This window comes from Pseudomonas guariconensis (genome assembly GCF_900102675.1).
GTDB lineage: Bacteria > Pseudomonadota > Gammaproteobacteria > Pseudomonadales > Pseudomonadaceae > Aquipseudomonas > Aquipseudomonas guariconensis.
Window position 1 is genome coordinate 74012 of sequence record NZ_FMYX01000017.1, and the last position, 24791, is coordinate 98802.

The following is a 24791-nucleotide window of genomic DNA, read 5'->3' on the forward strand; positions in this document are numbered from 1 at the left end:
GATTCGGGCTTATCAGGGCCTGGTCAGGCCCTTCGGTGGAATGGCGTTACCGCCCCCCGTGGGTTACGGGGCTTGGTTCGGCTGGCCAGTTCTCGACGGATGAGCTCTGCTGCAAGCGCCTCAGGGGTCATCCCCCGACGCGCAGCCTCTCGCTCCAGCTGCTCCATCAATCCCTGGTCCAGGCCGACCTGTTCAATAGGCATGGGCCCTCCTCCGGGCCTTCAGGCCACTTCGTGTTCACCGGTAGTCTCCGAAGACAGGGCGGCCAATTGCGCCTCAAGCAGCTCACGGCACAGCACGGCACGCTGAGTGCGGTGGAAGGTGGCCAGCGCCTGGATCAGGTTGAATGTGTCCTCATCGACCCGGACCTTGATCTCACGGTCATGCAGGTGCTTGGGGTTGGCGTACATGCGGGAAAGGCTCCTTGCTGCTGTTGAAGATGGTTAGGCGGCGCCCTTAAGCGCTTTTCGAGCAAACGTGATGAGATCTGGGCGCAAGCCGGCGATGGTGATTTCTCCACCAGATGCGTCTTGCAGTCGTTCGGCGAGATCAGCGGAGGCCTTCCGGTGACCACCTGCGAGCTGCCACAGATGACCAACGGATGTCTTCGCGGCGGCAGCAACTGCCTGGCGCCGCTCATTTGTGGCCCCGCTCAACCAATCACGGAGGTGATCATTCATGAGGGTTCTCCTTACACATATGGCGAAATTTAGCTCATGGCTAATGTTCAAGCAAGGAGAATTTAGCTTTGGGCACATTTAGCAGCCAGCTAAACACTGGCATTCTTCGCGTCATGGATATCTACGAGATTCGCAAGCACAATCTGGTCAAGCTGATCGGCAACCAGAGAAAAGGCTCCTGCGCTGAGCGCTGGGGAATGGCGCCTGCGCACCTGAGCCAAATCCTTTCGAACAAGACGGCAAAGAACCTGGGGGATGATGTCGCGCGGCGAATCGAAGAGGTTGAGGGATTGCCCCGAGGCTGGTTCGACTCGATCCCTGCTGGTGAAGGCGCACAACCGCAAACGGAGGCCGTGGACAGCAAGCTATCGGCTGCCGACCTGGTCAAGCAGATGCTGGCCAAGAGCGGGAAGGGAATTTCTGAGGAAACTCGCCAGCGTTTGCTTGCAGCGGCTGAGGAGCCGGCTGCCTCAAGCGTGATTACAGCTGACTTTTCCCGGCCAGGTCTTGTCGGGGATGAGGTGCGGATCGCCCACTACGATATCCGCGGGGCCATGGGCGGCGGACAGGTGGCTCCCGACTACCCCGAGATGCTTCAAGACATCCGAGTCAGCCCGAAACACTTGCGCGAACTCGGTGTGGAATTCGCGGAGCACTACCACCTCAAGATGGTCACCGGCTGGGGCCAGTCCATGGCGCCCACCATTAAGAATCGTGACCCACTGATCGTCGATGTGAGCATCCGCGAATTCGTCGGCGATGGGATCTACCTGTTCTCCTGGGGCGACCATTTGTACATCAAGCGGCTACAGATTGCGGACGAAGATCACTTCGAGATGATCTCGGACAATCCGAAGCACAAAGACCGGATGATCCGGCGGGAAGAAACCTATATCCAGGCCCGGGTCCTGCTGGTCTGGAACGCACATCTGGTATAGCCATGCCCCTCACCAAGCCCAACCAGCAGCTGCGCCGCGACTTAAAGGACGCAGCGTTCGCCCTGGAAAGCGCCGCGCTGGAGATCTTCCACAAGGCCCAGGGTGGCGAAGAGGCCCAGTTCTTGGAGGCGATGAAGCGTGTCGGGGAGCTGCATGAGCTAGCCGATCGGTTGGTTGGATATGGGGGTGAGGTGAAGGCGGGGCGGATTGAGCGGGGCGCAAAGGCATAGTGCCTGGCGGCAACCTATCGCAGGGAATGTCCTGCAGAGAGCACTTCGGATTCAGTTACGTAGAGGATTGCCCAGCGGGCTAAAGGAGTTTCCGTTGTGATTGCGGCGCTTACAGATCAAAGGATTGAGCAGCTTCTGACCTGCGAAAAAACCATTACAAACCCAGGTGCCCGCTGGAAGGATTTCCCGGGCTGTAAGCAAAAAAACTATGATGTCACCTCAGATGACGGGGCTCAGTTCGAGATCTACCTAAGGCAGAACAAAAAAATCGCACACAGTTTCTCGTGCGGGATTCTGCTGCGCCTTCCCAGCGGCGAAAGCATAACGCTCGCTCGCTACAACGGCAGTTGCCACCCTCACTCAAACCCTCTCGAAGGCGGTGAAAAGGTTGATTTCACGCCTCATATTCATCGCGCAACAGAAAGATACATCCGCGCCGGAAGAAAGCCCGAGCACTACGCGGTCGCCACAGACGCCTATTCCGATCTGGAAGGAGCGTTCGATAACCTTCTGATAGACTGCAATGTATCTGGCCTTGGCCGACCATCCACTCGTCATCCAGACGTAGGTGCTTGGCAGCAAACCACATTAGGCTTCTTCGACGATGAGTGAACTGGCAGAAATCCGAAAGTCCTTATGCTCCGCTTTTTGCGAAGACGTCGCTGTGCGCGAGTGTGGCGATATGATTGCTGTCGCCCTTCCCATGGTTGCAAGGGATGGCGACCAGTTCACCGCTTACCTATCCCGGATTACCGGTGGCTGGAGAATTTCCGACTCAGGCACGACAATGATGCGCTTGAGCTATGAGAACGATATCTCCAAGTTCTACGCTGGATCGCGGGGCAAGCTGTACCAAAGCATTCTTGCTGAGTCAGGCCTCTCCGAGGTAGATGGTGAAATCTACTTGGAGGTTCCTGCTGACAAGCTGATCAGGGGTCTATTCGATATCACTCAGGGCCTGTCTCGCGTAGAAGATATGGCTCTGTGGTCATGGTCTAGGGTCGGCTCTACATTTTATGACGACCTGCGCGAGGCCATTAAGTCTACCCTGCCGGAAGGGTCTTACGAGGAAGGATACATCCCAGAAATTCCTGACGGCCCTGCATACATGGTCGACTACAAGATTCGTACACAGGGGCGCCCAGTGTATCTTTTCGGCGTTAACGGAAAAGACAAGGCTCGGGTAACCACCATCACTCTCCTACACCTCAAGCAGGTTGGTGAACCGTTCACTTCGATAATTGTGTGCAGTGACTTCACCGGGCTCCCTAAACAAGACAGCGTCCGCCTGCTCAAAGCGGCCAATGACTTCGTACCAGACATAACGGACCTAGAAACATTCCGCGAAAAGGTCCGACATCATGTCGGATAAGAGCAATCAGCCCGCCTCGGCGGGCTTTTTCATGCCTCCAGCAGATCCGCCGCTTTCTTCTGACGCTTCTGCTCGTACATCTCGTTGTCCGCAATGGTCAAAGCAGCTGCTATGCGAGTGGTTCTGGTTGTGACGGCAAGGCCATAGGATGCCTTGATACCTTCAGCGTCAAGCGCCGCCGCTAGTCGGCTGCAGAGCGCCTGACCAGCGGCCAAGTCACAACCGACACCGATTATCGCAAACTCATCGCCTCCCAACCTGGCGACCACATCCTCAGACCTGGACGCTGCCTGTAATGCTGACGCAGCGCGCTTTATCAAAGAATCACCGGCTGCGTGCCCCTGGAGGTCATTGACGGCTTTCAGCTCATCCAAATCAACAACTATAACGACAGATGGTTGTCGGTAACGCTGATAGCGCGCTTCTTCCTTGGCAAGCAGTTGCTCCCAACCGCCCCGGTTGTACAGCCCGGTCAGTGCATCGGTAAGGGCCTGGGCTTGGAATCGCTCCGCCCGCCTCTCTTCCTCGTCGACCCTCAGTTCCATCTGCAAAATGGTGCTGAGCATCTCACCAAGCAACTCAATCAGCTCTTGGTGTTCGGATATATCGTCCGGCTTGGCTGAGGGATCAATCCCGCACAAGGTCCCGAACAAACTCCCGTCTGAGGTTCTAAGAGGCACACCGATATAGGATCCGATCGGGATTTTTTGACCGATTCGGGCAGAGGCGTAAACTGGGACCTGGCTAGCGTCAGCTGCTATGTTCGGCCCCAGCCCTTTGACCATTTCGCTACAGAAGGAGTCGTCCCAGTTGAAGACATCGCCTGCGACAACGCCATATCCTCTGTCGTCACTATGCAAAACAGTCCAGTCATTACCATCTGTGCGGGTAACCATGCATAACTGAAAGCCAAGCTTTTTGCGTAGAAAACTGAGCGCTCTGATAGACGCGCTTTCAAAATTATCCATTACAGACCTCAAGGGCGCACAAAGCGGTTTGCAGCGGGAGCAAGAGCATCCTTGCGATGGCGGATTATAGAGGTAAAGCACCAGCCCAGAAGGTTCTTTTCATGCCTTCACGCTTTTTTCACGCCTTACCCTGCACAGTGAAGGCTCATTCGATTCCCTACGTTAGCCCGCGCTCCCCTTGCGGGCTTTTTTATGGCTAGGAATCCACCACCATCCGTCCTACAATCCGACCAAGCTGAAGGATCAGCGCCCGTCGCAGAGAGCCCGCCATTGAGCGGGCTTTTTGTTGGCGGAGTTTGATGGCCCTCCGCCCAAGGTGTCGCTTGCGACCTAAAGCTTAAAGCCGGCTGGCCGAAACAGCCGATAGCATTTAGCCACACTCAAGGAAATGAGTAATGAAGACCCCGCTCCTCCTACTCCTTGCGATCGGTCTCACCGGTTGCGCGAGCACAAAGATCGATGTTCGCAACGAGGCCGAGGCCGCCAAATTCAATCCAACCGACACCGCTCGCATCCGCCTGTTCACTGGCGATAGCATTCGTGGGGGATTCGCTGTCGGACATAGCTGTGAATCTTTCTTCAACAAGGCCAATGAGGACGCGTCCAAAGCGTCAATCGGCTGGAAAGACGCCCATGTCGACACCCCCGGCCTTTATCCTTGGCGCGAGTCTGATTCCCGCAATTTTGTAATTGGCATTCCACCGTCCAAAGCATCCCGCAGGATCAACGACACCACGCAGCAGTACGATGAGCACGTAGTTCCGGCCAATAAGCCCATTATCATCGATCTCTACTACTGGAACAGCGCTGCCTCTTGCAGAGCCAAGCCTGTCACTTTCACCCCGGAGCCTGGGCGCGACTACGAATTCAATGTGGAGATGTACAAAATCAGCACCTTCAGTGCCGGTTGCGTTATCAAAGCCCGCAGACTTGAGGTCATCGACGGAGCCACCATGGAGCTGCCGATGCTCCCCAACTTCTGTGTCTTCGGTCCCACTGGTGGTCGCACGGTGAGCCTGCAAGATCAACTGAAGCAGACGCTCAAAAACGCTGAAGCGAGCAAGTAAAGTAAGCCCGCCATGAGCGGGCTTTTTTGTGTCCCTCAGAAAGGCGGATCCTCGTCGCCAGCCTCAGCTTCCTCGCAACCCTCCTCCCGCTCAATGACCTGGTCGCTTTCGTCCGGTTTCTCCCATTGCAGGATCACCGATCCGTCATCGCAGAAGGTCATGTCCAGGCCGTCTGTTTCGGATAGCAGTTCCATGATCGCGTCCCAATCCTGATCGCTGTCCGTGTCCAGACGGTGGATCAGCACCCTCCTACCAAGCTGCGCCAGCGGCGAATTGATCATCGCCGATACCCGCAGCCCCAGGCGCTCCAGGCTTGTGAGTTCTTCGTGTGCTCCGCTCTGCCGATCCTCAAGTACTGCCGCCATTTTCCTACCTCCAATACTGTATATCCGTACAGGCTAATAGGGATCATAGCTCAGTGCTAAGCGAAGCGTAAAGGTACTACTCCTAGCAAAACGGTTCGGCCCGCACTTTGTCGTCCGGCGAAAATAATTTAGCTATGAGCTATTGACGATATTTTAGCTTGGGGCTAAATTTCACATCACCGGGCGGCGCTACACAGCCCCTCGGGAGGCCCTCAGGCCTCACCGCTCTTTACACAACCAGACGTGACCACCTCGACGCACCCAGGCCATTACCTGGGTCGGGACAAGCTAAGTCGTCGACCATGCAGCCTCTGGATAGCTGCCGTGCTTCCACATGCAAGCACGCGAAACCACGCACCCAAACTGGCAATGCATCGAACACGAAATGTGCGGCGCCGGTGAGAGACGACTCGGTAGCGGTGAGTGGTGGAGAAAAAGCGATTTCACTGGCTGGCCTTGGCGACAGGGCCAGACGGGAAATCAACCAGGCAGCAAAGACCTATCTACAATCTCGAAAAAGGCTTTCTCACCTGAATGGCAGGAACGTCACCATGCGAGCACCTCTCTTGTTTTTGCTAGTAATGACATCTACCGCTTACGCTGGGCAATGTGATTGTCAGAAGATCGTTGGTCAGTGCACTGGGGCTATCGACTTCATCAAGAGCTATGGGTCGAAACCGAGCTTTGGCGCTGAAATCGAGGTTCACAGCTCGGAAAAGGTATGCTCGAAGGTCGAGTACTACGTGGCCGGCACACCTCATCAAACACTACTGGTGAACAAGAACAAAGAAGCTGAAAGCCTCTTCGGAACCAGCCCCATCACTCAAAAGTCTGTGACCTATCGAGGGTGCTACGTCTGCAGTCAAACCGATAAAGATGCAAATGGCAAGACAGCAGGAGGGGCTGGCCCAAAGGATGATTTCTCTGGTACTTGGACTGGATCTGGAAGAAATAGCTTCGGATTTTCACAGGACATGACTGTGACTGTGAGCCCCGCCGGCGGTAATCAGTACCAAATTTCGCAGAGCCATACTGCTGGTGGCACCGTTACCAACGGCAGTGGTAGTGGGACCGCCACCGGAAAGGTGCTTTCGTACTCAGTGGATGGGGGTACCATTAGCTGCTCTCTAACGTTAACTAGTGCGACCTCTGTCGTGAAAAAATGTAGCGGGTGGCTTACATCAAACGAAGCAACCCTCACTAAACACTGAGCTTCCACCCTCCAAATCTCCAAATCAATTCCAACTCTTGGGTCTGGTACTAAGCCAGACCCTCAGGCCCTCAGTTGGCCAGCCTACCCGCCCGCTTAATTGACCCATCATCAAAAACCATCGACCGCATTGGCAGGCGCCAGGCCACCTTTCACGGTGGGTTTGGTCACCTTCGCCTGGCTCCTGGCCAATGCGGCCATAAGGACAACCCATGTACCAGCCACCAGAACCATCTGGCGTAGGCCGCTGCCTGCGCTGCGCAAGCTGCATCGAAGAATCCGAGCAGGTCGGCGGAATTTGCTACGAGTGCCAGCCTGCCACGCAGGGCGAGCAGCCAGCGTTTCCAGTCCAGGCCAGCGACTACGGCGGCCACGGCACCTGCTTTGGCCTGACCATTCGCGATTACTTCGCGGCCCACGCACCTTGTGTGCCTGATGACTTTGGCTGGGCTGCCGGCGAAACCGATCTTGTCCAGCGCATGACGCGCTGGCGTTACGCCTACGCCGACTCAATGCTCGCCGCCCGGGTGAAGCCATGAGCGGCTGGATCAAGTGCAGCGACAGGCTGCCGGAGATAGGGGCCAGGGTTCTTGCTTGGAGCGAACAATACGGTGCCCGCGAGTCGCTTTACCGCGAGCACGGCAAAGGCTCGATTGCGCATGCCCACGGATATCCGCCGTACTTCTCGTGGGAAGAGCCGCAGAGCCGCTGGTCTTCGAACTGGAAGCCAACGCACTGGCAGCCCCTCCCTTCCCCACCCACCGAGTAACACACCACCTGGAGGCGACCATGCGCCGGGAGCACGAGCTTTACGCCGACAGCGCCCAGGCGCGCGAGACAGACAGGCCGCTCCATATGCTTTGTGGTCACCCGACCAAAAGCCCGCGAGGTGTGGGCCTCCTCCTTCCGCGACCGCATCGTGCACCACCTGCTGTACAACCGCATCGGTCCCGGCATCGAGCGAACCTTTATAGCGGACAGCTGCGCCTGTATCCCAGGGCGCGGTACGTTGTACGCCGCCAAGCGTCTTGAGTCGAAGATCCGCAGCCAGACGCAGAACTGGTCGCGCTCCGGCTTCTACCTCAAGTGCGACTTGGCCAACTTCTTCGTGTCGATCGACAAGCGCGTGCTTGGGCGCCAGCTTGTCGAGCGAATCTGGGAACCCTGGTGGCAGCAGCTGGCACTCCAGATCCTCATGCACGATCCGCGAGAGAATCACGATCTGCGCAGTCACCCGAAGCTGTTCAACCGGGTGCCGCAGCACAAGCGCCTGGTCGTGCAACCGGCTTACCTGGGCCTGCCCATCGGCAATCTGTCCTCGCAGTTCTTCGCCAACGTCTACCTCGACGCCATGGACCAGTTCTGTAAGCACGCGCTGAAGGCCAAGCACTACATCCGCTACGTCGACGATTTCGTGCTGCTGCACGAGTCGCCGCAGCAACTGAACGAATGGCTGTGGCGAATAGAGAAGTTCCTTCCCTGCCTGGGCGTCCGGCTCAACCCGTCGAAGACGATCCTACAACCGATCGACCGCGGCGTTGATTTCGTCGGGCATGTGATCAAGCCCTGGCGGCGCACCACTCGCAAGAAGTCGCTGGCCCAAGCCATGAAGCGAACGGCTGCCGCGCCAGCAGAGAACCTGTACGAGACGGCAAATAGCTATTTCGGCCTGCTTGGCCAAGCCAGTCATAGCCAGAAAGACCGCGCCGCACTGGCCAACTTGGTACTGAGGCGTGGGCATGTGGTCAATGGCGCGCTGACTCAAACATATCCCAAACGTTGAGGTATCCCATGCCCACAGAAAACCGATCCAGCAACACAGAGATGGTCAGCGTGCCAAGAAAGCTGCTGGAGACAATCCGCAGCTTCCACTGGACTCAGCAAGATTCGACCGACCTTGCACGAGCTAAAGCGCGGGCGGATTTGATTGAGATCCTGGCCAAGCCAGCCGAGCAGCACCAGGGCGAGCCGGTGGGCACGCTCCTGATCGACGAGTACTTCGATGGGCGCGAGGTTGGCGACGTGGACGTTCAGCTCGACACAAAGGTGTGCGAACAGCTTGCCGATAAGTATCCCGGCCAGTCGCTTCCGCTCTACATCTGCCCAGTGCCAGCAGATCCTGGCGAGGTTGAGCGTCTGCGCGAATGCCTGCGAACGGAGGTAGATGCCGGCGACAGCTGGAAGCGGGAGGCTCAAGAGCTGCGCGCCCAGCTGGAAGCCGAGAAGCAACAGCATGCCCAGGTTCTGGAGCTGGCCACGCGCCGCTGGTACGCGATTGCCAAGAAGGACGCCAAGCTGGCCGAGCGGGATGCGCTGCTTGGCCCTATTGCAGGCTGGACCGCCGAAACCCGCGCAGCTGTGCTCGAGGCATTCCAAGACGAGCTGAATGAGAGCGCTAGTTACCCGTGGTACGACGCTGCAATAGCCGACTTGATGAAGCTTATCGAGGCCCTATCCGCCAGCGCAGAGCCGAGCGCGCCGGTTGAGCGCGATGACGAATACGACTATCGCACCGACTTGGCAGCATACTTCGGCCTCTCCTACGCCAGTTGGCTGACCCTGCCTCGCGTGCTGATGGAGGCTATGCCTAAGTCCTGGCAGGCGGCCATGGCTACCCTGCTGCACCAGTACGATGACGCCTACCCAAACCAGCCTGACTTGGGAACCACTGTGCGCGTAACCGAGAACGGCAAGATCGTGCGCGCCCCTGAGTGGCTGGAGAACTACCGACACCCAGACCACGCCATGCTCAGTAAGCTACGCAGCGAGCCCGTCAAACCCTGCGCCACCCTGGAGCGCAAGCCCTCCTAACACCGGAGTACATCTGTACTCCTTTCGCTGTAACCCCTCTCCCCTCTATTCACTGCCGCGATATGGCGGCCAGGAGTCGTGCGCGCATGGATTCCAAAGACCTTACCCAGGAACTCCTCAAGAAGGTCGTCACGTACGACCCTGAGACCGGCTATTTCCACCTGATCAAGTACCGCGGGCGAAGGTCGTGCTCCTTCTCCCCAGATGGCTACGTCAGGGTATCGGTGTACCGCCAAAAGCGGTTCGCGCATCGCCTGGCGTTTCTCTACATGACCGGCAAGTGGCCGCCAAGGCGGCCAGGGTCGGGCAGAGCTTTGTGGCCTGAGGACGCCCCATGACCCTACGGCTCATATCAGTCACCCAAGCCGCCGAGATGCTGGGCATAGGCCGATCAACAGCCTATCGCCTGGCCAAGGACGGAAAGATCCCATGCGTTCGGGGCTTCGGCCCCCTGCGCGTTCACTATCAAAAGCTCGTCGAGATGATCGAGGCCGGTATCCCTGATACCCTCGCCGCCGCGGGCGTCGTATCCGAGGAGAGGATATGCCGTACAAAAGAGGAAAAGTTTGGTGGATCAGCTACACCGCGTCAGACGGAACGTATGTTAGACGCTCTGCTGGCACCGAGGACTATGCAGCAGCCAAGGCTTTAGAGCAGGAGCAGCGTAGCCAGGCGTGGCGGGAAAAGGAGATGGGATTCGACCGTCAACGGACGTTCGAGGAGGTAATGGTGGAGTATCTGGGCCATGCCGCCCAGGTGCAAAGAAGCTTCGACACTACCCAGCATCGAGTGAAGGCTCTGCGCGAGTTCTTCGCCGGCAGGATCATGAACGACCTTTCCGGTAAAGACATCCGGGAATACTCGGGCCTGCGCACCAAGGCAGGGAAATCGGCTGCCACTATAAATAGAGAGCTGGCCGCACTGTCGGCCGCTATCAACTGGTGCTCAACCGAGCTGGAATGGAAGCTGCCGAACCCGGTAAAGGGCCGAACGCTTCGGGAGGCAGAAAGCCGGGTTCGCTGGATCACGCGGGGAGAGGTCGAATCGCTGTGCCGGGCTGCCAGAACGCAGCGAAACGGTGACATGCTCGAGGACTTCATCCGGCTCGCAGTGAACACCGGTTGCCGGAAGGAGGAAATGATGGGGCTGGAGTGGCGTCGAGTCGACCTGGCAAACCGATTGGTTTACCTGGAAGGCGAGCACACGAAGGCGAAGAAGCGGCGAAGCATCCCGCTCAATGAGGGGGCGCTGGCAGCGTTGAAAGGAAGGCTGGCTTTCCGTGCTGAGCACGCACCAGGGTCGCCATGGGTGTTCACCAGACGAAGTGGTGAGAAGGCGATCGATCTGTCAGAAGGATTTGAGGCGGCCTGCGAGAAGGCCAAGATCAGCGACTTCCGCATCCACGATCTGCGACACACCTGCGCGGCCTGGTTGGTGAGTGCCGGGGTGCCACTGATCGAGGTAAGGGATTTGCTGGGTCATTCGACGGTGCAAATGACTGAGAAGTATGCGCACCTCGCACCGGCCAGGGTGCGAGATGCAGTCAGTGTGCTCGACAAGCCAATGTCACAATCTCGCTACACTGAAAATCCAGCGGGTTCAGGAGGTACACCCCTAAAGCTTGTAACCGCTTGATTTATAAGATGGTGCGGACGAAGAGACTCGAACTCTTACAGCTTGCGCCGCTGGAACCTAAATCCAGTGTGTCTACCAATTTCACCACGTCCGCGTGGAGCACTTAAAGCAAAGGCGCCAGATTATACAATCAAGGCGCCTTCGAGAATATGGGGTGGACGATGGGAATCGAACCCACGACAACTGGAATCACAATCCAGCGCTCTACCAACTGAGCTACGCCCACCATATTGCGGTATTGCGTCAAAACATCACTTGCTGTGCCAAAGCTGCCTAATGGCGCACCCGGCAGGACTCGAACCTGCGACCATCCGCTTAGAAGGCGGATGCTCTATCCAGCTGAGCTACGGGCGCATATTCAATCTGCTTTCTGTTACGATTGCAAATCAACTTTCAGCCGTACCGAACAAGCTAGCAAATCCGCTCATTCTGCCTGACCTTGCTAACCAGTGCTAGGCTCTGCCCGACAAGTGCGACGAATGTTATAGACGAGCCGGAAGGTCGTCAACACTTTTTTCAAAAAAATTTAGTTTATTTAAGGGGTTAGGGGATTTGGCCGACCACCCGCCTTTGCCCTCGGGCCGTGTCGTGCGAGAATGCGCCCTCTTTTATGTTCCCTTCTCGATGGTTAATCACGCGTCTATGACTGCACACCTAATCGATGGCAAGGCGATCGCCGCCAACCTGCGCCAGCAGATCGCTCAACGTGTCGTGGAGCGTCGCCAGCAGGGCCTGCGTACCCCAGGCCTGGCGGTGATCCTGGTCGGTACCGACCCTGCTTCCCAAGTCTATGTTTCGCACAAGCGCAAGGACTGCGAAGAGGTCGGCTTCATTTCCCAGGCTTTCGACCTGCCCAGCGAGACTTCGCAGCAAGCCCTGACCGACCTGATCGACCGCCTCAACGACGATCCGGCCGTCGACGGCATTCTCCTGCAATTGCCACTTCCGGAGCATCTGGATGCCTCGCTGCTGCTCGAACGCATCCGCCCAGATAAAGACGTCGACGGTTTCCACCCCTACAACATCGGCCGCCTGGCCCAGCGCATTCCGCTTCTGCGCCCCTGCACGCCAAAAGGCATCATGACCCTGCTGCAAAGCACCGGTCAGGACCTGTACGGCATGAACGCTGTAATCGTCGGCGCCTCCAATATCGTCGGTCGCCCGATGGCCATGGAGTTGCTGCTGGCCGGCTGCACCGTCACCGTCTGCCACCGCTTCACCCAAGACCTGCCTGGCCACGTAGGCCGTGCTGACCTGGTGGTAGTCGCCGCCGGCAAACCGGGCCTGGTCAAGGGCGAATGGATCAAAGAAGGTGCGATCGTCATCGACGTCGGCATTAACCGCCAGGAAGATGGCAAGCTGGTGGGCGACGTGGTCTTCGAGACCGCCCTGCCCCGCGCCGGCTGGATCACGCCTGTACCGGGCGGCGTAGGCCCGATGACTCGTGCCTGCCTGCTGGAAAACACGCTTTACGCGGCAGAAGAACTGCACAAGTAGTTCGCCCTCTGCACCAACGGCACCTCTCGAGGTGCCGTTTTTCTTTCCGGGCACGACCGGTCCGCGGTACTTATCTAACCCTTGCGCTTCCTCGCATCGCCCTAGGCTCGCCGCTTCTGATATCAGAGGTACCGCCATGAGCCTATCGCACTTCAGCTTCATAGACGCCCGCCTGCCAGGCTGGCTGAAATCAGCTACCCCAGCCCAACGCCAACGACTTGAACAACAGATACGCCAGAGCCATCAGGCCACCCGCGCGCTGGATCGGGCACTGAAACAGGTGCAGCCCATCGACGACTTCTGCCGTCCGTTGCTCGACGATGCCATGTCCCACTGGTACCCCGACCGAGAGCTGCCCGCGCCTGACCAAGGGTGGCTCTGGAACAACGCCGAAAAGCGCGACATGTCGTGGCTCGAAGCGGCCCTGCAGAACTTCGACAGCGACACATCAGTGACGCTGTATCTTTCCAAGAACGCCCCCGGCCCGATGGCCGTGGACAGCACATTGTTCGTGAAAGGCGCCCGGAACCTGGACCTGGGACAACGCTACCGCAATCATCTGGCCGAACATGTCGATACCCCAGTGTTTCGCAGCCTGGTACTTCAGCAGGATCGCACAGCCTTCGAAGCCGATACGACAATGGCCGAGCTGCAAAAGCATCTCGATAGCCGAGGCCGGATGCTGGCAGATGCCGCGCTGGCCGGCGAATCGTTCCTGCTTCACAGCGATGGCAAACCCTGGCCACTGGAGTGCGGGTACCTGGAGCTGTGCGGGACGCCTTTGTATGGCCCCTTACTGATCCGCCAGCAGCCCATCGCGGGTGTAGAACCGTGTCTATTGTATTTGCCTGGCCACCCACGCCAGCCACTGCGTCAATATGGCTCGCTGCGAGCAGCAGGCAAGGCGCTGACTCGACTGCTGCGCAAAGACAACGAGCGGCGCTTCTTCATGCGTTATGTCGCCCATGCCGAGCAACCTGGATTGGCGACCCAACTACGCCAGACCTTGTTTCCGCGATATCCCTACAAAGATCTGCAAACGGTCACGCCGGTACTTGAAGAGGGTCACTCCTTCAACTGGCTCAAGCGCCTGTTCCCCGCTCCGCGCGACCTATGGCAGCCGACATTAGACAAGAACGCCCGCTTGCCGCTTGCGTTCAAGCAATGGCCTGACGAATGTTTCAGCGCCCGCGCACGGACCCGGGTCGAGCTCATGCTACGCAACGCCGCCGACATCGCCGTGCCGGTCGCCCAGCGAGACGCCGCAGCCCAACTGGCCCGCATCGAAGGTTGGCTAGGGGTCGGTTTGTCGGTACTGAACATGGCCGTTTTTTTTGTTCCCGGGCTCGCCGAGGTCATGCTAGTGATTGGCGGCGCGCAACTGGTCGATGAGTTTCTCGAAGGCGTACATGCGGCAAACGAGTCAGATGCCGATGCGGCCATCGGTCATCTGTTCTCGGTCGTGGAGAACCTTCTTCAGGTAGCGGCGCTTGGCGCTGCCGGGCAGTTCATCGAGCCCCAAGGCACCCTGCACGCTTGGTCCCGCATCGGCCATGGCGATCAGCAACGTCTTTGGCATGGCAATCTGGAGCCGTTTGCACGTACTTCCCCTCCACAATTGCCGCCCAACCTTGACCCCTACCTCTTCCAAGGCCGTCATTGGATCACGCTGGACGGCCGGCACTACCCGGTCGAGGCCACTCCAGAGGGCGGTTGGCGACTGTGCGCAGCCAAGGGACATCGCCATCAACCTTCACTGCTGGGCAATGGCGAAGGGACCTGGCTGCTGGACCACGAGCGACCTTTGGCTTGGGACGACGACACACTGTTGCGCCGACTCGGCCCGGCCATCGACAGCCTGGACACCTCGACACTCCGAAAGGCCCTACGCTGCAGTGGCTATGAAACGGCCGACTTACGCCAGACCTTGGTCGAGCACCGCCCGCTGCCTGCGTTGCTGCTGGAGAGTCTGGAAGCCTTCGGCGCCGCTATCGAGCCGAGACCAGCTGTCTTTACCCAGGAGGATGCGCTCCTCGCCCAGGACTTTCCTTCACTGAGCCCAACACTGCGTCGGGAAATCCTGGCCCAGGCCCAGACCCGTGACTTGAGCCAGATGCAGCGCACTGGCCGGATACCGCTCAATGTGTCCGAAACCGCTCGCCTTTACCTGCGGGCCTCACGCATCAACCGCGCGCTGGTGGCCTTTCATCAGGCCAGCGACAGCCTCGAAGATCGCGATGCATTGGTGTTCGGTGCGCTGCAACGGCTTTGCGGATGGTCTGGCCAAGTACATCTCGAGCTGCGCGAAGGTCGTCTGGGTGGTTCACTGCTGGAGACGGCAGGTGCAGCACAAGCTCCACTCAAGATCCTCGTACGCCGCGCCGATGGCTATGAGCCGTTCGACAAGGACGGCCAGAGCCTGGCCAACCGAGACAACCTGTTCCGAGCGATCCTCCAGGCCCTCCCCGACAGCGAACGCGACAATCTGGGCCTGCAGATCCATGAGTCGGAGACTTTGCGCGACCGACTTTTCGATCTGGCGACCGCAGACCGGGAGCAGGCCGCCCGTGACCTTGGCATGCAGCCTGTCCGCCCCTGGTACCGCCTGCCCACACGACTGCCGGGCAGCCCTCGCCTTGGCTATGCCTTGAGTGGTCGTGGCCGGGGCTGGTTGACCGCTGATGAGCAGTTCGATCAATTGTTCCCTTCCAACCTGGACAATGATCGGGAAACACTACGCGCCCGGCTGCGTGAACAGACCGGTCACGACCCCATCGCCTTCAACCGTCTGATGCAGAATCTGCGTGACCAATACCGACAACTGGATAGCACCTTGCAAGGCTGGGTTCATGACACCGACGGCATCGCCGCCGATGAAGCCCAGGAACGCAGGACTGCGCGCCAAGCCACGGCCGAACGCATCCGCCGGGCGTGGCGACGAGAAAACAACGACGCCAATGGGAGCCTCGACGAGGTCATCCTGAGCATCGATGCAGAGTACCTGGGCGCCTTGCCATCCCTGCCGGTACAACTGCCACAGGTTCGCCAGCTGAACGTAACCGGCTTGTGGCGGGGCGGTACCGACAGCCTGGGCGCATTCCTTGCCGCCTTTCCCCAGGTTCGCGAACTGGAGCTCAGCGAAAACGGTTTGTACACGCTGCCAGAGCAATTGGGCGGGCTGACGGACGTCCAGTTGCTGGACCTTTCGGAGAACAACCTCGACCTGTCCATTGACGCCAATCTGTCCATCCTGGGCCGACTGACCAAGCTTCGCGCCCTGAACTTGAGCAGCGCTATTGGAGACCTACCGGTAGCCGCGCTGGAGCAGCTTGCGCAACTGCCCAACCTGATGGGGCTGCAGGCCGAAATGAACGAGCTGTTCCTCGGCGCCGAGCACTTCCAGGCACTGCAACGCTGGCCCGCACTGGTCGAACTGAGCCTTGGCCACAACGACATCACCCTGGATAACGCAAGCCGTGCAGCCTTGGCGCAGTTGAGCCGGTTGCGCATCTTGTTCCTGCAGGAAAATCCCTTGGATCTTGCGCCAGACATCACCGGCTGGACGCATCTGGAACGGTTGGACCTGGAGCAGACCGGCATTGCTGAATGGCCAGCCGGCATCGAAGCGTTGCTCGGGCAGCGACCGCTGACCCTGCGCGCCGTGGACCTGAGCAACAATCAGTTGCACGACGCACCTGATCTTCGCGATAGCGCATTCGCTGTTGCGGTCAGGGCAGGTGAAGCCGAGATGTACCATGCCTTCCAGAACAATCCCTTCAGTGAGCAGGCCCTGCAACGACTCAACGATGCCGGTCTGCCAACCGCTGCGCGGGTCGATCATTTGGATTGGCTTGCCGCAGTGCCGCAAGCCGTCGGCGATCATGTCGCGGCCACATTGCAGGAGCCTGAGTGGCGACCGCTGTATGAGCTCTTTCGACGTGTCGAAGACACCCGGGACTATCAAGCCAGCCCGAACGCCATGCGTCGACGCATGCACGTCATCGTCGAGCGGCTATCTGCACGCGAAGGCGACAATCTCTGGGGCCAGGCCCAAGTCCATGAACGCATCATCGACCTGATCAACGAAGCCGCTCACGGCTGCGTCGACCAGGCCAGTCTGCTGTTCCAGCAAGTCGAGACGCAGGTCCTGGTATGGCAGCAGTCGCTCAACGCCGCCCCAGGGGATGCCAGCGACAAGGTGGCCATTTCCATTTGCCGCTCACTGCTGCGCCAACAGCTGCTGGACGAGCGCATCAGTGATCTCTATGACGCACGGGTTGCCAGGCGCAAGGCGCTCATTGCGGGACGCTCCGCCGACGAGACGCCCCTGCACGCTGCAGACGATATCAGTGACACGCAATTGCGCGAACCCACCTTTCTACTCGACGAACTGGAAATGGCACTGCATGCCAGGATGCGATTGCGCGAGCGCCTGGAACTCCCTCCACAACCCGGCGAGATCAGTTTCGACTACCTTGCACAGCTGAGCCCGGCCACGCTGGACCAACTCGCTCAGATGATCACGACCCAAGCGGATATTCCTCGACTGGTCCAATGGGCCGACGAGCAACCGTTCTGGCGAGACTGGATCAAGCGCTTGCGCCAACAGGCATTCGAACATCTGGCCAACGAATGGGATGGTGCCAGCGCCTATTTCGACACGCTCAGCGAACCAGGCGAAGTCAGCACCTACACAGGTCCCCAGGTACCTCCGAGCTTCATCGATGCACTGGAGCGTGAACGCCCGGACATTGCCTGGCGGCAAAACGGCGCGGTGCAACGTATCGACTTGGTCTCCAGCCGCTATCGCGACGAAGGCGCCCTTTATAACCGCGCAGCCCAACTGCTGCTGCAAACGCGCAGGGATGCCGACACAGCATTGATTCGCCAACTTAACGAGACCCTGGCCAAGACGTATTTGGCCTGACGACACGGTGGAGTGCCGGCGCACTCCACCGCAGCCCTTCAAACCCCCGAGTTAGAGCTATGGGCACCGAAAAGCGCCAACTGGTCAGACCGGTAAGGCCAAAAAAACCTTGCAAAAGGGCTTTTTTCGCGGTTTTATGATCCCGCACTGACCATACCGGTAAGACCACAATAATTAAGTCCTGCGCTCTTTCGCCGTCGCCGGCACCGAAGCAAGGACACCGATCAGAGATCCCTCCCATGCTCAAATGGTGCTCGCGTTCGATCTTCCTCCAAGTCGTGCTAGGCCTCGCCCTTGGCATCGCTTGTGGCCTCAGCTTCCCCGAAGTGTCCCTGCAGCTAAAACCCTTGGGTGACGGCTTCATCAAACTGATCAAGATGCTCATCGGTCTGATCGTCTTCTGCGTGGTGGTCAGCGGCATCTCCGGCGCGGGCGATCTCAAGAAGGTCGGGCGCATTGGCTTGAAGTCAGTGATCTACTTCGAAGTGCTCACCACCATCGCCTTGGTGATCGGGTTGGTGTTCGCCTTCACCAGCGGTATCGGCAGCGGCGCCAACATCCATCTTGAACAGTTGTCCAGCGCCGACGCCGCCAGCCTGGCCGAACGCAGCCAGCACATCCACGGCGCCACGGCCTTCTTCATGGATTTGATCCCGACCTCGGTGATCGGCGCCTTCGCGGACAACAACATCCTTCAAGTCTTGCTGTTCTCGGTACTGTTCGGCAGCGCACTGAATCTGGTGGGCGAATCCGCCTCCGGCATATCGCGGCTGATCAACGAACTCAGCCATGTGGTGTTCCGCATCATGGGCATGATCGTGCGCCTGGCACCGCTGGGCGTGTTCGGCGCCATCGCCTTCACCACCAGCAAGTACGGTCTGGAGTCGCTGCAGCACTTGGGCGGCTTGGTCGCGCTGTTCTACCTCACCTGTGCGGGCTTCGTGCTGATCATCCTCGGCACCGTAATGCGCCTGTCGGGCCTGAAGCTGCTGCCGTTCATCAAATACCTGCGTGAAGAGCTGACCATCGTGCTGGGCACCGCCTCCTCCGACGCCGTGCTGCCGCAGATCATGCGCAAGCTCGAACACTTGGGTATCGGCAGCTCCACTGTGGGTCTGGTGATCCCTACCGGGTATTCCTTCAACCTCGATGGTTTTTCCATCTACCTGACCCTGGCAATCGTGTTCATCGCCAACGCCACGGGCACGCCGCTGGCCATGACCGACCTGCTGACCATTCTGCTGGTATCGCTGGTGACGTCAAAAGGCGCACACGGCATCCCAGGCTCAGCCTTGGTGATCCTCGCAGCCACCCTCACCGCGGTACCGGCCATTCCTGTGGTGGGCTTGGTGCTGGTGCTGGCGGTGGACTGGTTCATGGGCATTGGCCGGGCATTGACCAACCTGATCGGCAACTGCGTCGCTACCGTGGCCATCGCCCGCTGGGAGCGAGACATCGACCTGGAGCGTGCCAACAACGTGCTGGCCGGTAAGCCGGGCTTCGCCCCGACCCCGCGCAAGCAACCCCCTCATGCACACCAGCAGGAATTTTGAAAACCGCAGCGGCCGGCACTGAGCCGGCCGCCAGGAGACATGATGCAACTAGGGAGCGAACCGTGATCAGCTCATCAACCGTCGTCAACTCAGTGGTGGAGAAACTCCGCCAGGCCCTGGCCAGCGGTCAGTGGCGCACTGGCGAAATGTTACCCGGCCAGCGCGAGCTGGCCGAACAGCTGGGCATCAGCCGTCCCAGCCTGCGCGAAGCCGTGACTGTGCTGGAAACCCTTGGCCTGGTGCGCTCGATGCCAGGCAAAGGCGTGCTGGTACTCGATGCCGAGGCCGCCGGGCAAGAGCCGGCCAGCGATACCGTGGCAGCCGCAAGCCTGGCCGATGTGCTGGAGCTGCGCTACACCCTCGAGCCGTTCATCGTCGGTCTGGTCGCCCAGTCAGCCAACAGCCAGGACATCGGCCAACTGCGCCTGACCCTGATGGATATGCGCGAGGCATTGGAAGCCGGCGACAGCGAAGCCGGTGTCAACGCCTACATCGCCTTCCACGAGGCGTTGTTCGGCCTGACTACCAACCCGATCTTCCAGAGCGTGGTGCAGCAGACCGGCAATGCGCTCAAGCAGAGCACAGAAATGCTGCGCAACTCTCCGGAGCACCTGGCCGCACGACTGACTGAAAATGAAGCGGTGGTACGCGCCATCCGTGACAAGAACAGCGCCCAGGCCAGTGCCCAGATGCGCCGGCATATCCTCGAAGAAGGCCAGCGCATGGGCATCGAGCTGAACATTCCCGACGAACACCCGGGTCAATGACCCAAGGAGCGACCATGACTGCCTGCGCCCACGCCGCCCCTCGCCTGCCAGCCCTGCTCGCCAACGGAGAAACCCGTCTTTCGGCCGAGCAGATCTATCCACGTCTGTTCGATGCCATCCTCGAGCAGCGCCTGCCGCCCGGCAGCGCCCTCCCCGAGCAGGCACTGGGCAATGCCTTCGGCGTTAGCCGCACGGTGATCCGCCGGGTGCTCGGGCGCCTGTCCGACCAGCAGGTGGTGGTGCAGCGCCCCAGCCATACCGCCCACCTGGCCACCCCCGATCCCCAGCAGGCGCGCCAGGTCCTCAGCGCCCGGCGTCTGGCCGAAACCACGCTGATCAGCCTGGCCACCCAACGCGCCCGGCCCACGCAGATCCGCCAATTACGTCAACTGGTCGAGCGCGAGCGCCTGCACCATGAACGCGGCGAGCGCTGCACGGCGATCCGCCTGGGCGGCGAATTCCACCTCAAGCTTGCGCAAATGGCCGCCAACGCACCGCTGGCGCGCTTTCTCAACGGCCTGGTGCCCATGACCTCGCTGATCATCGCCCGCTATGAGTCGCCCTGCTGCGAGCACTGCGCCTGGCAGGAGCACGCCGCGATCATCGATGCCGTGGAAAACGGCGATATCGATGCCGCCCTGGCCCTGATGAATGAACACCTGGACCATCTGGAAGCCAAGCTTGACCTGGGCGCCCCAACCTGACACCAGCCCTTCTTCTCCCGGCCGCTCGTACAGCGCGAGTGGCGATCGCTGTGGGAGCGGGCTCACCCGCGGATGCGGTAGAGGCCGCCTCGCGGGTAGACCCGCTCCCATCATTGCAGGGCTGCACGATGGACTGCACAGCGGCCCCTGGTTGCCCCTGCCTATACTTCGGTAACAAACCCGCCTTTGCCCCAGGAAGGCCAGCCGCGTGAACACGCGTACCCTGCTCCTGCTGTCGTGCCTACTGCTGACCTTCGCCGGGTGCGCGGTCAAGCGCCCCCCTGCCCCGCCCCCGCCTGTGACCATGACGCCGGCCCTGTGGCAACGGATCGACCAGGAATTGATCGAAGCCTCGGTGGCCGCTACCGGCTCGGCCAATGACTATGCAAGGCGTTCGATGCGGGTCTGGAAAGACCAAGTGCAACGACGCACCGAAAGCGATTTCATCCCTTGGTTCACCGGCTACTGGACGCAGCAATGGCTGACGCTCAAAGTCGCCTGGTACAAGATGAACAGCGGCAATGGTGCCGAGCCGCCCGAACGGCGCCTGGCGATGTACCTGCAGGAGCAATACCACAAGCGGGTGATAGAACCGGTCGCCGAACAGATCAACCCCGAGGGGATCCGCGACCGCGCCAGCGAGTTGTACCTGCAGCTGTTCGGCCAGCAACTGCCGACCATCATCCAGCGCTACAACGCGCCGCCCGACCAGGTCAGCCAGCGGCTCAACCGCATCAAGATCATCGCCCTGGGACCACCGGCTGCCCGCGATGCCACCCTCTATCAACTGCTCAGGACCCAATCCTTGGCTCAGCAACCTGCCTGGCAGGCGCTGCGCCAGCACTTGCACCAACAAGCGGCCAAAGCGCCTGGGCAAACCGAGGCCGGGTTGTCTTCGGTGGCCAACCGGGCCAGCGAGAAACTCGGCGCCACCCTGGCGCCACGAGGTATCGCCAGTGCCGTCGCCGCGGCCGTGGGCAAGGCTGCCGGGACCTTGATTTCCCTGGCGGCGGCCGGCTACGGCATGGTCACCCACGACCAGGAACACCCGCAGATGGTCGAACAACTGCGGGTGATATTGAATGTGGCGCTGAACGAGGAATGGCACGATTTGATGGAGAATCGCCAGAGTGGTGCGATGTCGGGCGTGTACTACCTGTCCGGCCAAGTCGAGGACAGCCTGCTGGCCAGCGCCCCGAAGCCGCAAGAACAACAACTGCAGCAAGCGCCGGTGCAAGAGCAGGAGCCCCTGCTGATTCGATTGCCGCCCTGACGCAATCGCTCGCTCAAGCAGTCGCCATCGCCGAGGTCGGTAACCCGAATACCCGATCGAAGGCCCAGTTGTAGGCAAAGGTGTAGCACGGAATGAGGATGATGAAGGCCAGGTCCACCAAGAAGGCCTCGAGCAAAGTCATGTCCAGCCACCAAGCGATGAGCGGGATCAGGTACACGATCAGCGTCAACTGGAAACCGACGGCATGGGCGATGCGCCGTGCCACACTGCGGCCGCGTTTGGCCTGGCGGCTTTCCCACCACTCGAACAGGGTATTGAAAATCAGGTTCCAGATCATCGCGATGGTGGTGATCATCACCGCCAACGGCCCGGTGTGGCTGGCCTGGGTACCGGAAAGGTACGCCAGCCCCAGGGTTGACATGCACAGGCCGATCAGTTCATAGAAGGTCACATAGACCAGTTTTCGTTTGAATCCTTGCACGGTTTTCTACCCCTGGTGAATCACGAAGTGGCCAAAGGATGAATCAATCGACTTGACAGTAAAAGTCGGCAGCTTTCAGATTTACTGACAGGAGGCTGCCTATGAATTTTTCCAGCGACAACATCCAGCTGTTTCTCGCCGTGCTCGATCGCGGCTCCTTCTCGGCCGCCGCCCGAGCTTTGCAGCGCGTCCCATCGGCGGTGAGCATGGCCATCGGCAATCTTGAGGCGGAGCTGGGCTACCCCTTGTTCGAGCGGGGTGCCCGCGAAGCACGTCCCACCGCGCAGGCCCGTGCCCTGGAGCCCCATGCGCGGTTGATCGCCGAGCAGTTGGGGTTGTTGCAAGCCCATGCGCTGGAATTGTCCCAAGGGCTGGAAAGCCGCCTGGCCATCGCCGTGGTGCCGAACATCGACCAGCGCCGATTGCTCACCGCCATCGCCACCTTGAGCGAGCGCTATCCCCTGCTGGACATCGAACTGCTTGCCGCTCCCCAAGAAGAAGCGTTGCACCTGCTCGATAGCGGCCGGGTCAGCCTGTGCATGGCCTTCGCCGGATTGCAGGTCGACCCTCGCCGCAGCTTCCAGCACGTTGCGGTGGAGCCTTTGGTCGCCTCCTTGGCCCCGCACCATCCGGCGTTGCGCAGTGGGCGCATCCACAATCTGGAGGACCTGTTCGATGTGCGCCAGATATTGGTGTGCAGCCGCGATCTGCCGTTGTCCGACCCGCGCTCGCTGATCAGTGCAACCCATTGGCGCTGTAACAGCCTCGACCTGGCCATGCAGATCGTCGAAGCCGGCCTTGGCTGGGGGGACTTTCCATTGGCCCGCGCCGCCCCGCTGTTCGCAGCCGGCCGGTTGGTGCGCCTGGATTTTCGCAACACCCAGAACGCCCTGGAACTGCCAGTGCGGGTGTTCTGGCTCAAGCAACAGCCCCTAGGCCAGGCGGCGCGCATTCTGGTGGAGCTTTTGGCGACACGCTGAGTGCGGCCATGTTCTGCGCGATTCGTCGGCTCTACGACGTATGGTTCATCAATTTTTGTAGGAACCGGCCGATACCGAGGTGACAGGTACCGCCCATCGCGCCAAAAGCGTGCGGCGTCCTCCCTTCATTGGTCCAAGGTCTCGAAACATGAACCTGAAATTCCGCCACAAGATCCTGCTCAGCGCCTGCGCCGTGGTCGTCCTGGCATTTGCCCTGTTCACCCTCTACAACGACTACCTGCAACGCAACATCATCCGCCAGAACATCGAGTCGTCTGTTCGCCAGGCCGGCGCGCAGACTGCCAGCAGCGTGCAGAACTGGATGTCCGGACGCATCCTGGTACTTGAGAACCTCGCCCAGGACATCGCCCAGCAGGGCGCCGGCGAAACACTGCCCGGCCTGGTCGACCAGCCTTCCTACACCAATAACTTCCAGTTCACCTACTTCGGTCAGAACAATGGCGTGTTCACCCAGCGTCCGGACGCCAAGATGCCCGACGGCTACGACCCGCGCCAACGGCCTTGGTATAGCGCCGCGGTGGCCGCCAACCAGACCATGCTGACCCCGCCCTACCAGGCGTCCGTCGGTGGTCTGGTGGTCACCATCGCGATGCCGGTCAAGGCCAAGAGCACCGGCGAGCTGCTGGGTGTGGTCGGCGGTGACCTGAGCCTCAACACCCTGGTGGACATCATCAACGCCGTGGACTTCGGCGGCATCGGCCACGCCTTCCTCGCCGATCGCAACGGCCAGGTCATCGTCAGCCCCGACAAGGACCAGTTGATGAAGAACCTCAAGGACATCTACCCCGATGCCGCCTTGAAGGTCGAGCCAGGCATGCAGGACGTCACCCTCAACGGCCAGGATCGGATCATCTCCTTCGCTCCGGTCGAAGGCCTGCCTTCGGCGCAGTGGTACATCGGTCTGTCCATCGACAAAGACAAAGCCTACGCCGCACTGAGCCAGTTCCGTACCTCGGCGATCATCGCCATGCTCATCGCCGTGGCTGCCATCGCCGGCCTGCTGGGCCTGCTCATCCCGGTGCTGATGCGTCCGCTGACCACCATGGGCCGCGCCATGCAGGACATCGCCGAAGGCGAAGGCGACCTGACCCGCCGCCTGGCGGTGCAGCACAAGGACGAGTTCGGCGAGCTGGCCACGTCGTTCAACCGCTTCGTCGAGCGCATCCACGCCTCGATCAGCGAGGTGTCCTCGGCCACCCGCCTGGTGCATGACCTGTCGGAGAAGGTGGTTCACGCCTCCAATGCTTCGATCATCGGCTCCGAGGAGCAGAGCATGCGCACCAACAGCGTCGCCGCGGCGATCAACCAGCTGGGCGCAGCCACCCAGGAAATCGCCCGCAATGCCGCCGAC

General features: G+C 60.0%; 25 protein-coding genes, 3 tRNA genes and 1 pseudogene. 20 read left to right on the plus strand and 9 right to left on the minus strand.

What is annotated here, in order from left to right; genetic code table 11:
• Positions 1–23 precede the first annotated feature (23 nt).
• Genes BLS27_RS22420 through BLS27_RS22430 form a run of 3 tightly spaced genes read right to left on the minus strand, consistent with a single transcriptional unit; the run spans position 24 to position 680 of the window.
• Positions 24–203 carry a hypothetical protein gene (locus tag BLS27_RS22420; RefSeq protein WP_090346886.1) on the minus strand — a complete coding sequence of 60 codons (180 nt, stop codon included), beginning with the start codon at positions 201–203 and terminating at the stop codon, positions 24–26.
• Between the two features lie 18 nt (positions 204–221).
• Positions 222–410, minus strand: coding sequence for a hypothetical protein (locus BLS27_RS22425; RefSeq protein WP_090346887.1), 189 nt, complete (start codon positions 408–410; stop codon positions 222–224).
• A gap of 33 nt (positions 411–443) precedes the next feature.
• On the minus strand, positions 444–680 hold the full coding sequence (locus tag BLS27_RS22430) for a helix-turn-helix domain-containing protein (RefSeq protein ID WP_090346888.1): 237 nt from the start codon (positions 678–680) through the stop codon (positions 444–446).
• A gap of 113 nt (positions 681–793) precedes the next feature.
• On the opposite strand from BLS27_RS22430, the gene BLS27_RS22435 reads away from it, so the two are divergent.
• The 4 genes from BLS27_RS22435 (at position 794) to BLS27_RS22450 (ending at position 3220) form a co-directional block, all read left to right on the plus strand.
• Complete coding sequence (locus BLS27_RS22435) at positions 794–1618, plus strand: S24 family peptidase (protein ID WP_090346907.1); 825 nt, start codon at positions 794–796, stop codon at positions 1616–1618.
• A gap of 2 nt (positions 1619–1620) precedes the next feature.
• Positions 1621–1848, plus strand: coding sequence for a hypothetical protein (locus BLS27_RS22440; RefSeq protein ID WP_090346889.1), 228 nt, complete (start codon positions 1621–1623; stop codon positions 1846–1848).
• A 96-nt stretch (positions 1849–1944) separates the two neighbouring features.
• Positions 1945–2460: a DUF6978 family protein gene (locus tag BLS27_RS22445; RefSeq protein ID WP_090346890.1), complete on the plus strand. Its 516-nt coding sequence runs from the start codon at positions 1945–1947 to the stop codon at positions 2458–2460.
• Positions 2453–3220 carry a DUF1828 domain-containing protein gene (locus BLS27_RS22450; RefSeq protein WP_090346891.1) on the plus strand — a complete coding sequence of 256 codons (768 nt, stop codon included), beginning with the start codon at positions 2453–2455 and terminating at the stop codon, positions 3218–3220. Before BLS27_RS22445 ends, BLS27_RS22450 begins: the two co-directional genes overlap by 8 nt.
• A gap of 29 nt (positions 3221–3249) precedes the next feature.
• Here BLS27_RS22450 and BLS27_RS22455 read toward each other — a convergent pair whose 3' ends face one another.
• Positions 3250–4188 (minus strand): sensor domain-containing diguanylate cyclase, encoded by a 939-nt coding sequence (locus BLS27_RS22455; RefSeq protein ID WP_090346892.1) that lies wholly within the window; start codon positions 4186–4188, stop codon positions 3250–3252.
• Between the two features lie 395 nt (positions 4189–4583).
• On the opposite strand from BLS27_RS22455, the gene BLS27_RS22460 reads away from it, so the two are divergent.
• Positions 4584–5255, plus strand: a complete 672-nt coding sequence (locus BLS27_RS22460; RefSeq protein ID WP_090346893.1) for a hypothetical protein — start codon at positions 4584–4586, stop codon at positions 5253–5255.
• A 35-nt stretch (positions 5256–5290) separates the two neighbouring features.
• Here the strand turns inward: BLS27_RS22460 and BLS27_RS22465 are convergent, their stop codons facing one another.
• Entirely contained in the window at positions 5291–5620 is a 330-nt protein-coding gene (locus BLS27_RS22465) for a DUF1654 domain-containing protein (protein WP_090346894.1), read from the minus strand.
• A 398-nt stretch (positions 5621–6018) separates the two neighbouring features.
• Between BLS27_RS22465 and BLS27_RS23710 the strand changes: the two genes are divergently transcribed.
• The 7 genes and pseudogenes from BLS27_RS23710 (at position 6019) to BLS27_RS22500 (ending at position 11276) form a co-directional block, all read left to right on the plus strand.
• Positions 6019–6831 (plus strand): hypothetical protein, encoded by an 813-nt coding sequence (locus BLS27_RS23710; RefSeq protein WP_139205770.1) that lies wholly within the window; start codon positions 6019–6021, stop codon positions 6829–6831.
• Positions 6832–7042: 211 nt separating this feature from the next.
• Positions 7043–7369 carry a hypothetical protein gene (locus BLS27_RS22470; protein ID WP_090346895.1) on the plus strand — a complete coding sequence of 109 codons (327 nt, stop codon included), beginning with the start codon at positions 7043–7045 and terminating at the stop codon, positions 7367–7369.
• Positions 7366–7599 (plus strand): DUF551 domain-containing protein, encoded by a 234-nt coding sequence (locus BLS27_RS24340; RefSeq protein ID WP_090346896.1) that lies wholly within the window; start codon positions 7366–7368, stop codon positions 7597–7599. Before BLS27_RS22470 ends, BLS27_RS24340 begins: the two co-directional genes overlap by 4 nt.
• A 75-nt stretch (positions 7600–7674) precedes the next feature.
• Positions 7675–8613 (plus strand): annotated as a pseudogene (locus BLS27_RS22480) (RNA-directed DNA polymerase); the annotation flags it as partial.
• Positions 8614–8621: 8 nt separating this feature from the next.
• Positions 8622–9641, plus strand: a complete 1020-nt coding sequence (locus tag BLS27_RS22485; RefSeq protein WP_090346898.1) for a hypothetical protein — start codon at positions 8622–8624, stop codon at positions 9639–9641.
• 334 nt (positions 9642–9975) lie between these two features.
• Positions 9976–10293: a helix-turn-helix domain-containing protein gene (locus tag BLS27_RS24345; RefSeq protein WP_090346900.1), complete on the plus strand. Its 318-nt coding sequence runs from the start codon at positions 9976–9978 to the stop codon at positions 10291–10293.
• On the plus strand, positions 10185–11276 hold the full coding sequence (locus BLS27_RS22500) for a tyrosine-type recombinase/integrase (RefSeq protein ID WP_090346901.1): 1092 nt from the start codon (positions 10185–10187) through the stop codon (positions 11274–11276). Before BLS27_RS24345 ends, BLS27_RS22500 begins: the two co-directional genes overlap by 109 nt.
• Positions 11277–11285: 9 nt before the next feature.
• Here the strand turns inward: BLS27_RS22500 and BLS27_RS22505 are convergent.
• The 3 genes from BLS27_RS22505 to BLS27_RS22515 form a co-directional block, all read right to left on the minus strand.
• A tRNA-Leu gene (locus BLS27_RS22505) sits at positions 11286–11370 on the minus strand.
• A gap of 56 nt (positions 11371–11426) precedes the next feature.
• Positions 11427–11502, minus strand: a tRNA-His gene (locus tag BLS27_RS22510).
• 51 nt (positions 11503–11553) lie between these two features.
• Positions 11554–11630, minus strand: a tRNA-Arg gene (locus BLS27_RS22515).
• A 288-nt stretch (positions 11631–11918) separates the two neighbouring features.
• On the opposite strand from BLS27_RS22515, the gene folD reads away from it, so the two are divergent.
• The 6 genes from folD (at position 11919) to BLS27_RS22545 (ending at position 21997) form a co-directional block, all read left to right on the plus strand.
• A complete protein-coding gene (gene folD, locus BLS27_RS22520; RefSeq protein WP_043213476.1) occupies positions 11919–12773 on the plus strand; it encodes a bifunctional methylenetetrahydrofolate dehydrogenase/methenyltetrahydrofolate cyclohydrolase FolD in 855 nt (284 codons plus the stop codon).
• A gap of 136 nt (positions 12774–12909) precedes the next feature.
• Positions 12910–17700: an NEL-type E3 ubiquitin ligase domain-containing protein gene (locus tag BLS27_RS22525; protein ID WP_090346902.1), complete on the plus strand. Its 4791-nt coding sequence runs from the start codon at positions 12910–12912 to the stop codon at positions 17698–17700.
• 239 nt (positions 17701–17939) lie between these two features.
• Positions 17940–19253 carry a C4-dicarboxylate transporter DctA gene (locus BLS27_RS22530; protein WP_043213472.1) on the plus strand — a complete coding sequence of 438 codons (1314 nt, stop codon included), beginning with the start codon at positions 17940–17942 and terminating at the stop codon, positions 19251–19253.
• Between the two features lie 62 nt (positions 19254–19315).
• Complete coding sequence (locus BLS27_RS22535) at positions 19316–20020, plus strand: FadR/GntR family transcriptional regulator (protein ID WP_070573979.1); 705 nt, start codon at positions 19316–19318, stop codon at positions 20018–20020.
• A gap of 14 nt (positions 20021–20034) precedes the next feature.
• Positions 20035–20724, plus strand: coding sequence for a GntR family transcriptional regulator (locus tag BLS27_RS22540; protein ID WP_090346903.1), 690 nt, complete (start codon positions 20035–20037; stop codon positions 20722–20724).
• Positions 20725–20932: 208 nt separating this feature from the next.
• Positions 20933–21997 carry a hypothetical protein gene (locus BLS27_RS22545; protein WP_090346904.1) on the plus strand — a complete coding sequence of 355 codons (1065 nt, stop codon included), beginning with the start codon at positions 20933–20935 and terminating at the stop codon, positions 21995–21997.
• A gap of 13 nt (positions 21998–22010) precedes the next feature.
• On the opposite strand, the gene BLS27_RS22550 is transcribed toward BLS27_RS22545, so the two are convergent.
• Positions 22011–22439, minus strand: a complete 429-nt coding sequence (locus BLS27_RS22550) for a PACE efflux transporter (protein ID WP_043213463.1) — start codon at positions 22437–22439, stop codon at positions 22011–22013.
• Between the two features lie 101 nt (positions 22440–22540).
• On the opposite strand from BLS27_RS22550, the gene BLS27_RS22555 reads away from it, so the two are divergent.
• Both BLS27_RS22555 and BLS27_RS22560 read left to right on the plus strand, forming a co-directional pair.
• Positions 22541–23419, plus strand: a complete 879-nt coding sequence (locus BLS27_RS22555) for a LysR family transcriptional regulator (protein WP_043213461.1) — start codon at positions 22541–22543, stop codon at positions 23417–23419.
• Positions 23420–23567: 148 nt separating this feature from the next.
• The coding region (locus tag BLS27_RS22560; RefSeq protein WP_139205771.1) for a methyl-accepting chemotaxis protein at positions 23568–24791 on the plus strand (1224 nt) is incomplete at its 3' end.

Coding starts and splice junctions, on each gene's coding strand:
- BLS27_RS22420 (WP_090346886.1), bottom strand. CDS start 203: ATGCCTATTGAACAGGTCGGCCTGGACCAGGGATTGATGGAGCAGCTG.
- BLS27_RS22425 (WP_090346887.1), bottom strand. CDS start 410: ATGTACGCCAACCCCAAGCACCTGCATGACCGTGAGATCAAGGTCCGG.
- BLS27_RS22430 (WP_090346888.1), bottom strand. CDS start 680: ATGAATGATCACCTCCGTGATTGGTTGAGCGGGGCCACAAATGAGCGG.
- BLS27_RS22435 (WP_090346907.1), top strand. CDS start 794: ATGGATATCTACGAGATTCGCAAGCACAATCTGGTCAAGCTGATCGGC.
- BLS27_RS22440 (WP_090346889.1), top strand. CDS start 1,621: ATGCCCCTCACCAAGCCCAACCAGCAGCTGCGCCGCGACTTAAAGGAC.
- BLS27_RS22450 (WP_090346891.1), top strand. CDS start 2,453: ATGAGTGAACTGGCAGAAATCCGAAAGTCCTTATGCTCCGCTTTTTGC.
- BLS27_RS22455 (WP_090346892.1), bottom strand. CDS start 4,188: ATGGATAATTTTGAAAGCGCGTCTATCAGAGCGCTCAGTTTTCTACGC.
- BLS27_RS22460 (WP_090346893.1), top strand. CDS start 4,584: ATGAAGACCCCGCTCCTCCTACTCCTTGCGATCGGTCTCACCGGTTGC.
- BLS27_RS22465 (WP_090346894.1), bottom strand. CDS start 5,620: ATGGCGGCAGTACTTGAGGATCGGCAGAGCGGAGCACACGAAGAACTC.
- BLS27_RS22470 (WP_090346895.1), top strand. CDS start 7,043: ATGTACCAGCCACCAGAACCATCTGGCGTAGGCCGCTGCCTGCGCTGC.
- BLS27_RS24340 (WP_090346896.1), top strand. CDS start 7,366: ATGAGCGGCTGGATCAAGTGCAGCGACAGGCTGCCGGAGATAGGGGCC.
- BLS27_RS22485 (WP_090346898.1), top strand. CDS start 8,622: ATGCCCACAGAAAACCGATCCAGCAACACAGAGATGGTCAGCGTGCCA.
- BLS27_RS24345 (WP_090346900.1), top strand. CDS start 9,976: ATGACCCTACGGCTCATATCAGTCACCCAAGCCGCCGAGATGCTGGGC.
- BLS27_RS22500 (WP_090346901.1), top strand. CDS start 10,185: ATGCCGTACAAAAGAGGAAAAGTTTGGTGGATCAGCTACACCGCGTCA.
- folD (WP_043213476.1), top strand. CDS start 11,919: ATGACTGCACACCTAATCGATGGCAAGGCGATCGCCGCCAACCTGCGC.
- BLS27_RS22525 (WP_090346902.1), top strand. CDS start 12,910: ATGAGCCTATCGCACTTCAGCTTCATAGACGCCCGCCTGCCAGGCTGG.
- BLS27_RS22530 (WP_043213472.1), top strand. CDS start 17,940: ATGCTCAAATGGTGCTCGCGTTCGATCTTCCTCCAAGTCGTGCTAGGC.
- BLS27_RS22540 (WP_090346903.1), top strand. CDS start 20,035: ATGACTGCCTGCGCCCACGCCGCCCCTCGCCTGCCAGCCCTGCTCGCC.
- BLS27_RS22555 (WP_043213461.1), top strand. CDS start 22,541: ATGAATTTTTCCAGCGACAACATCCAGCTGTTTCTCGCCGTGCTCGAT.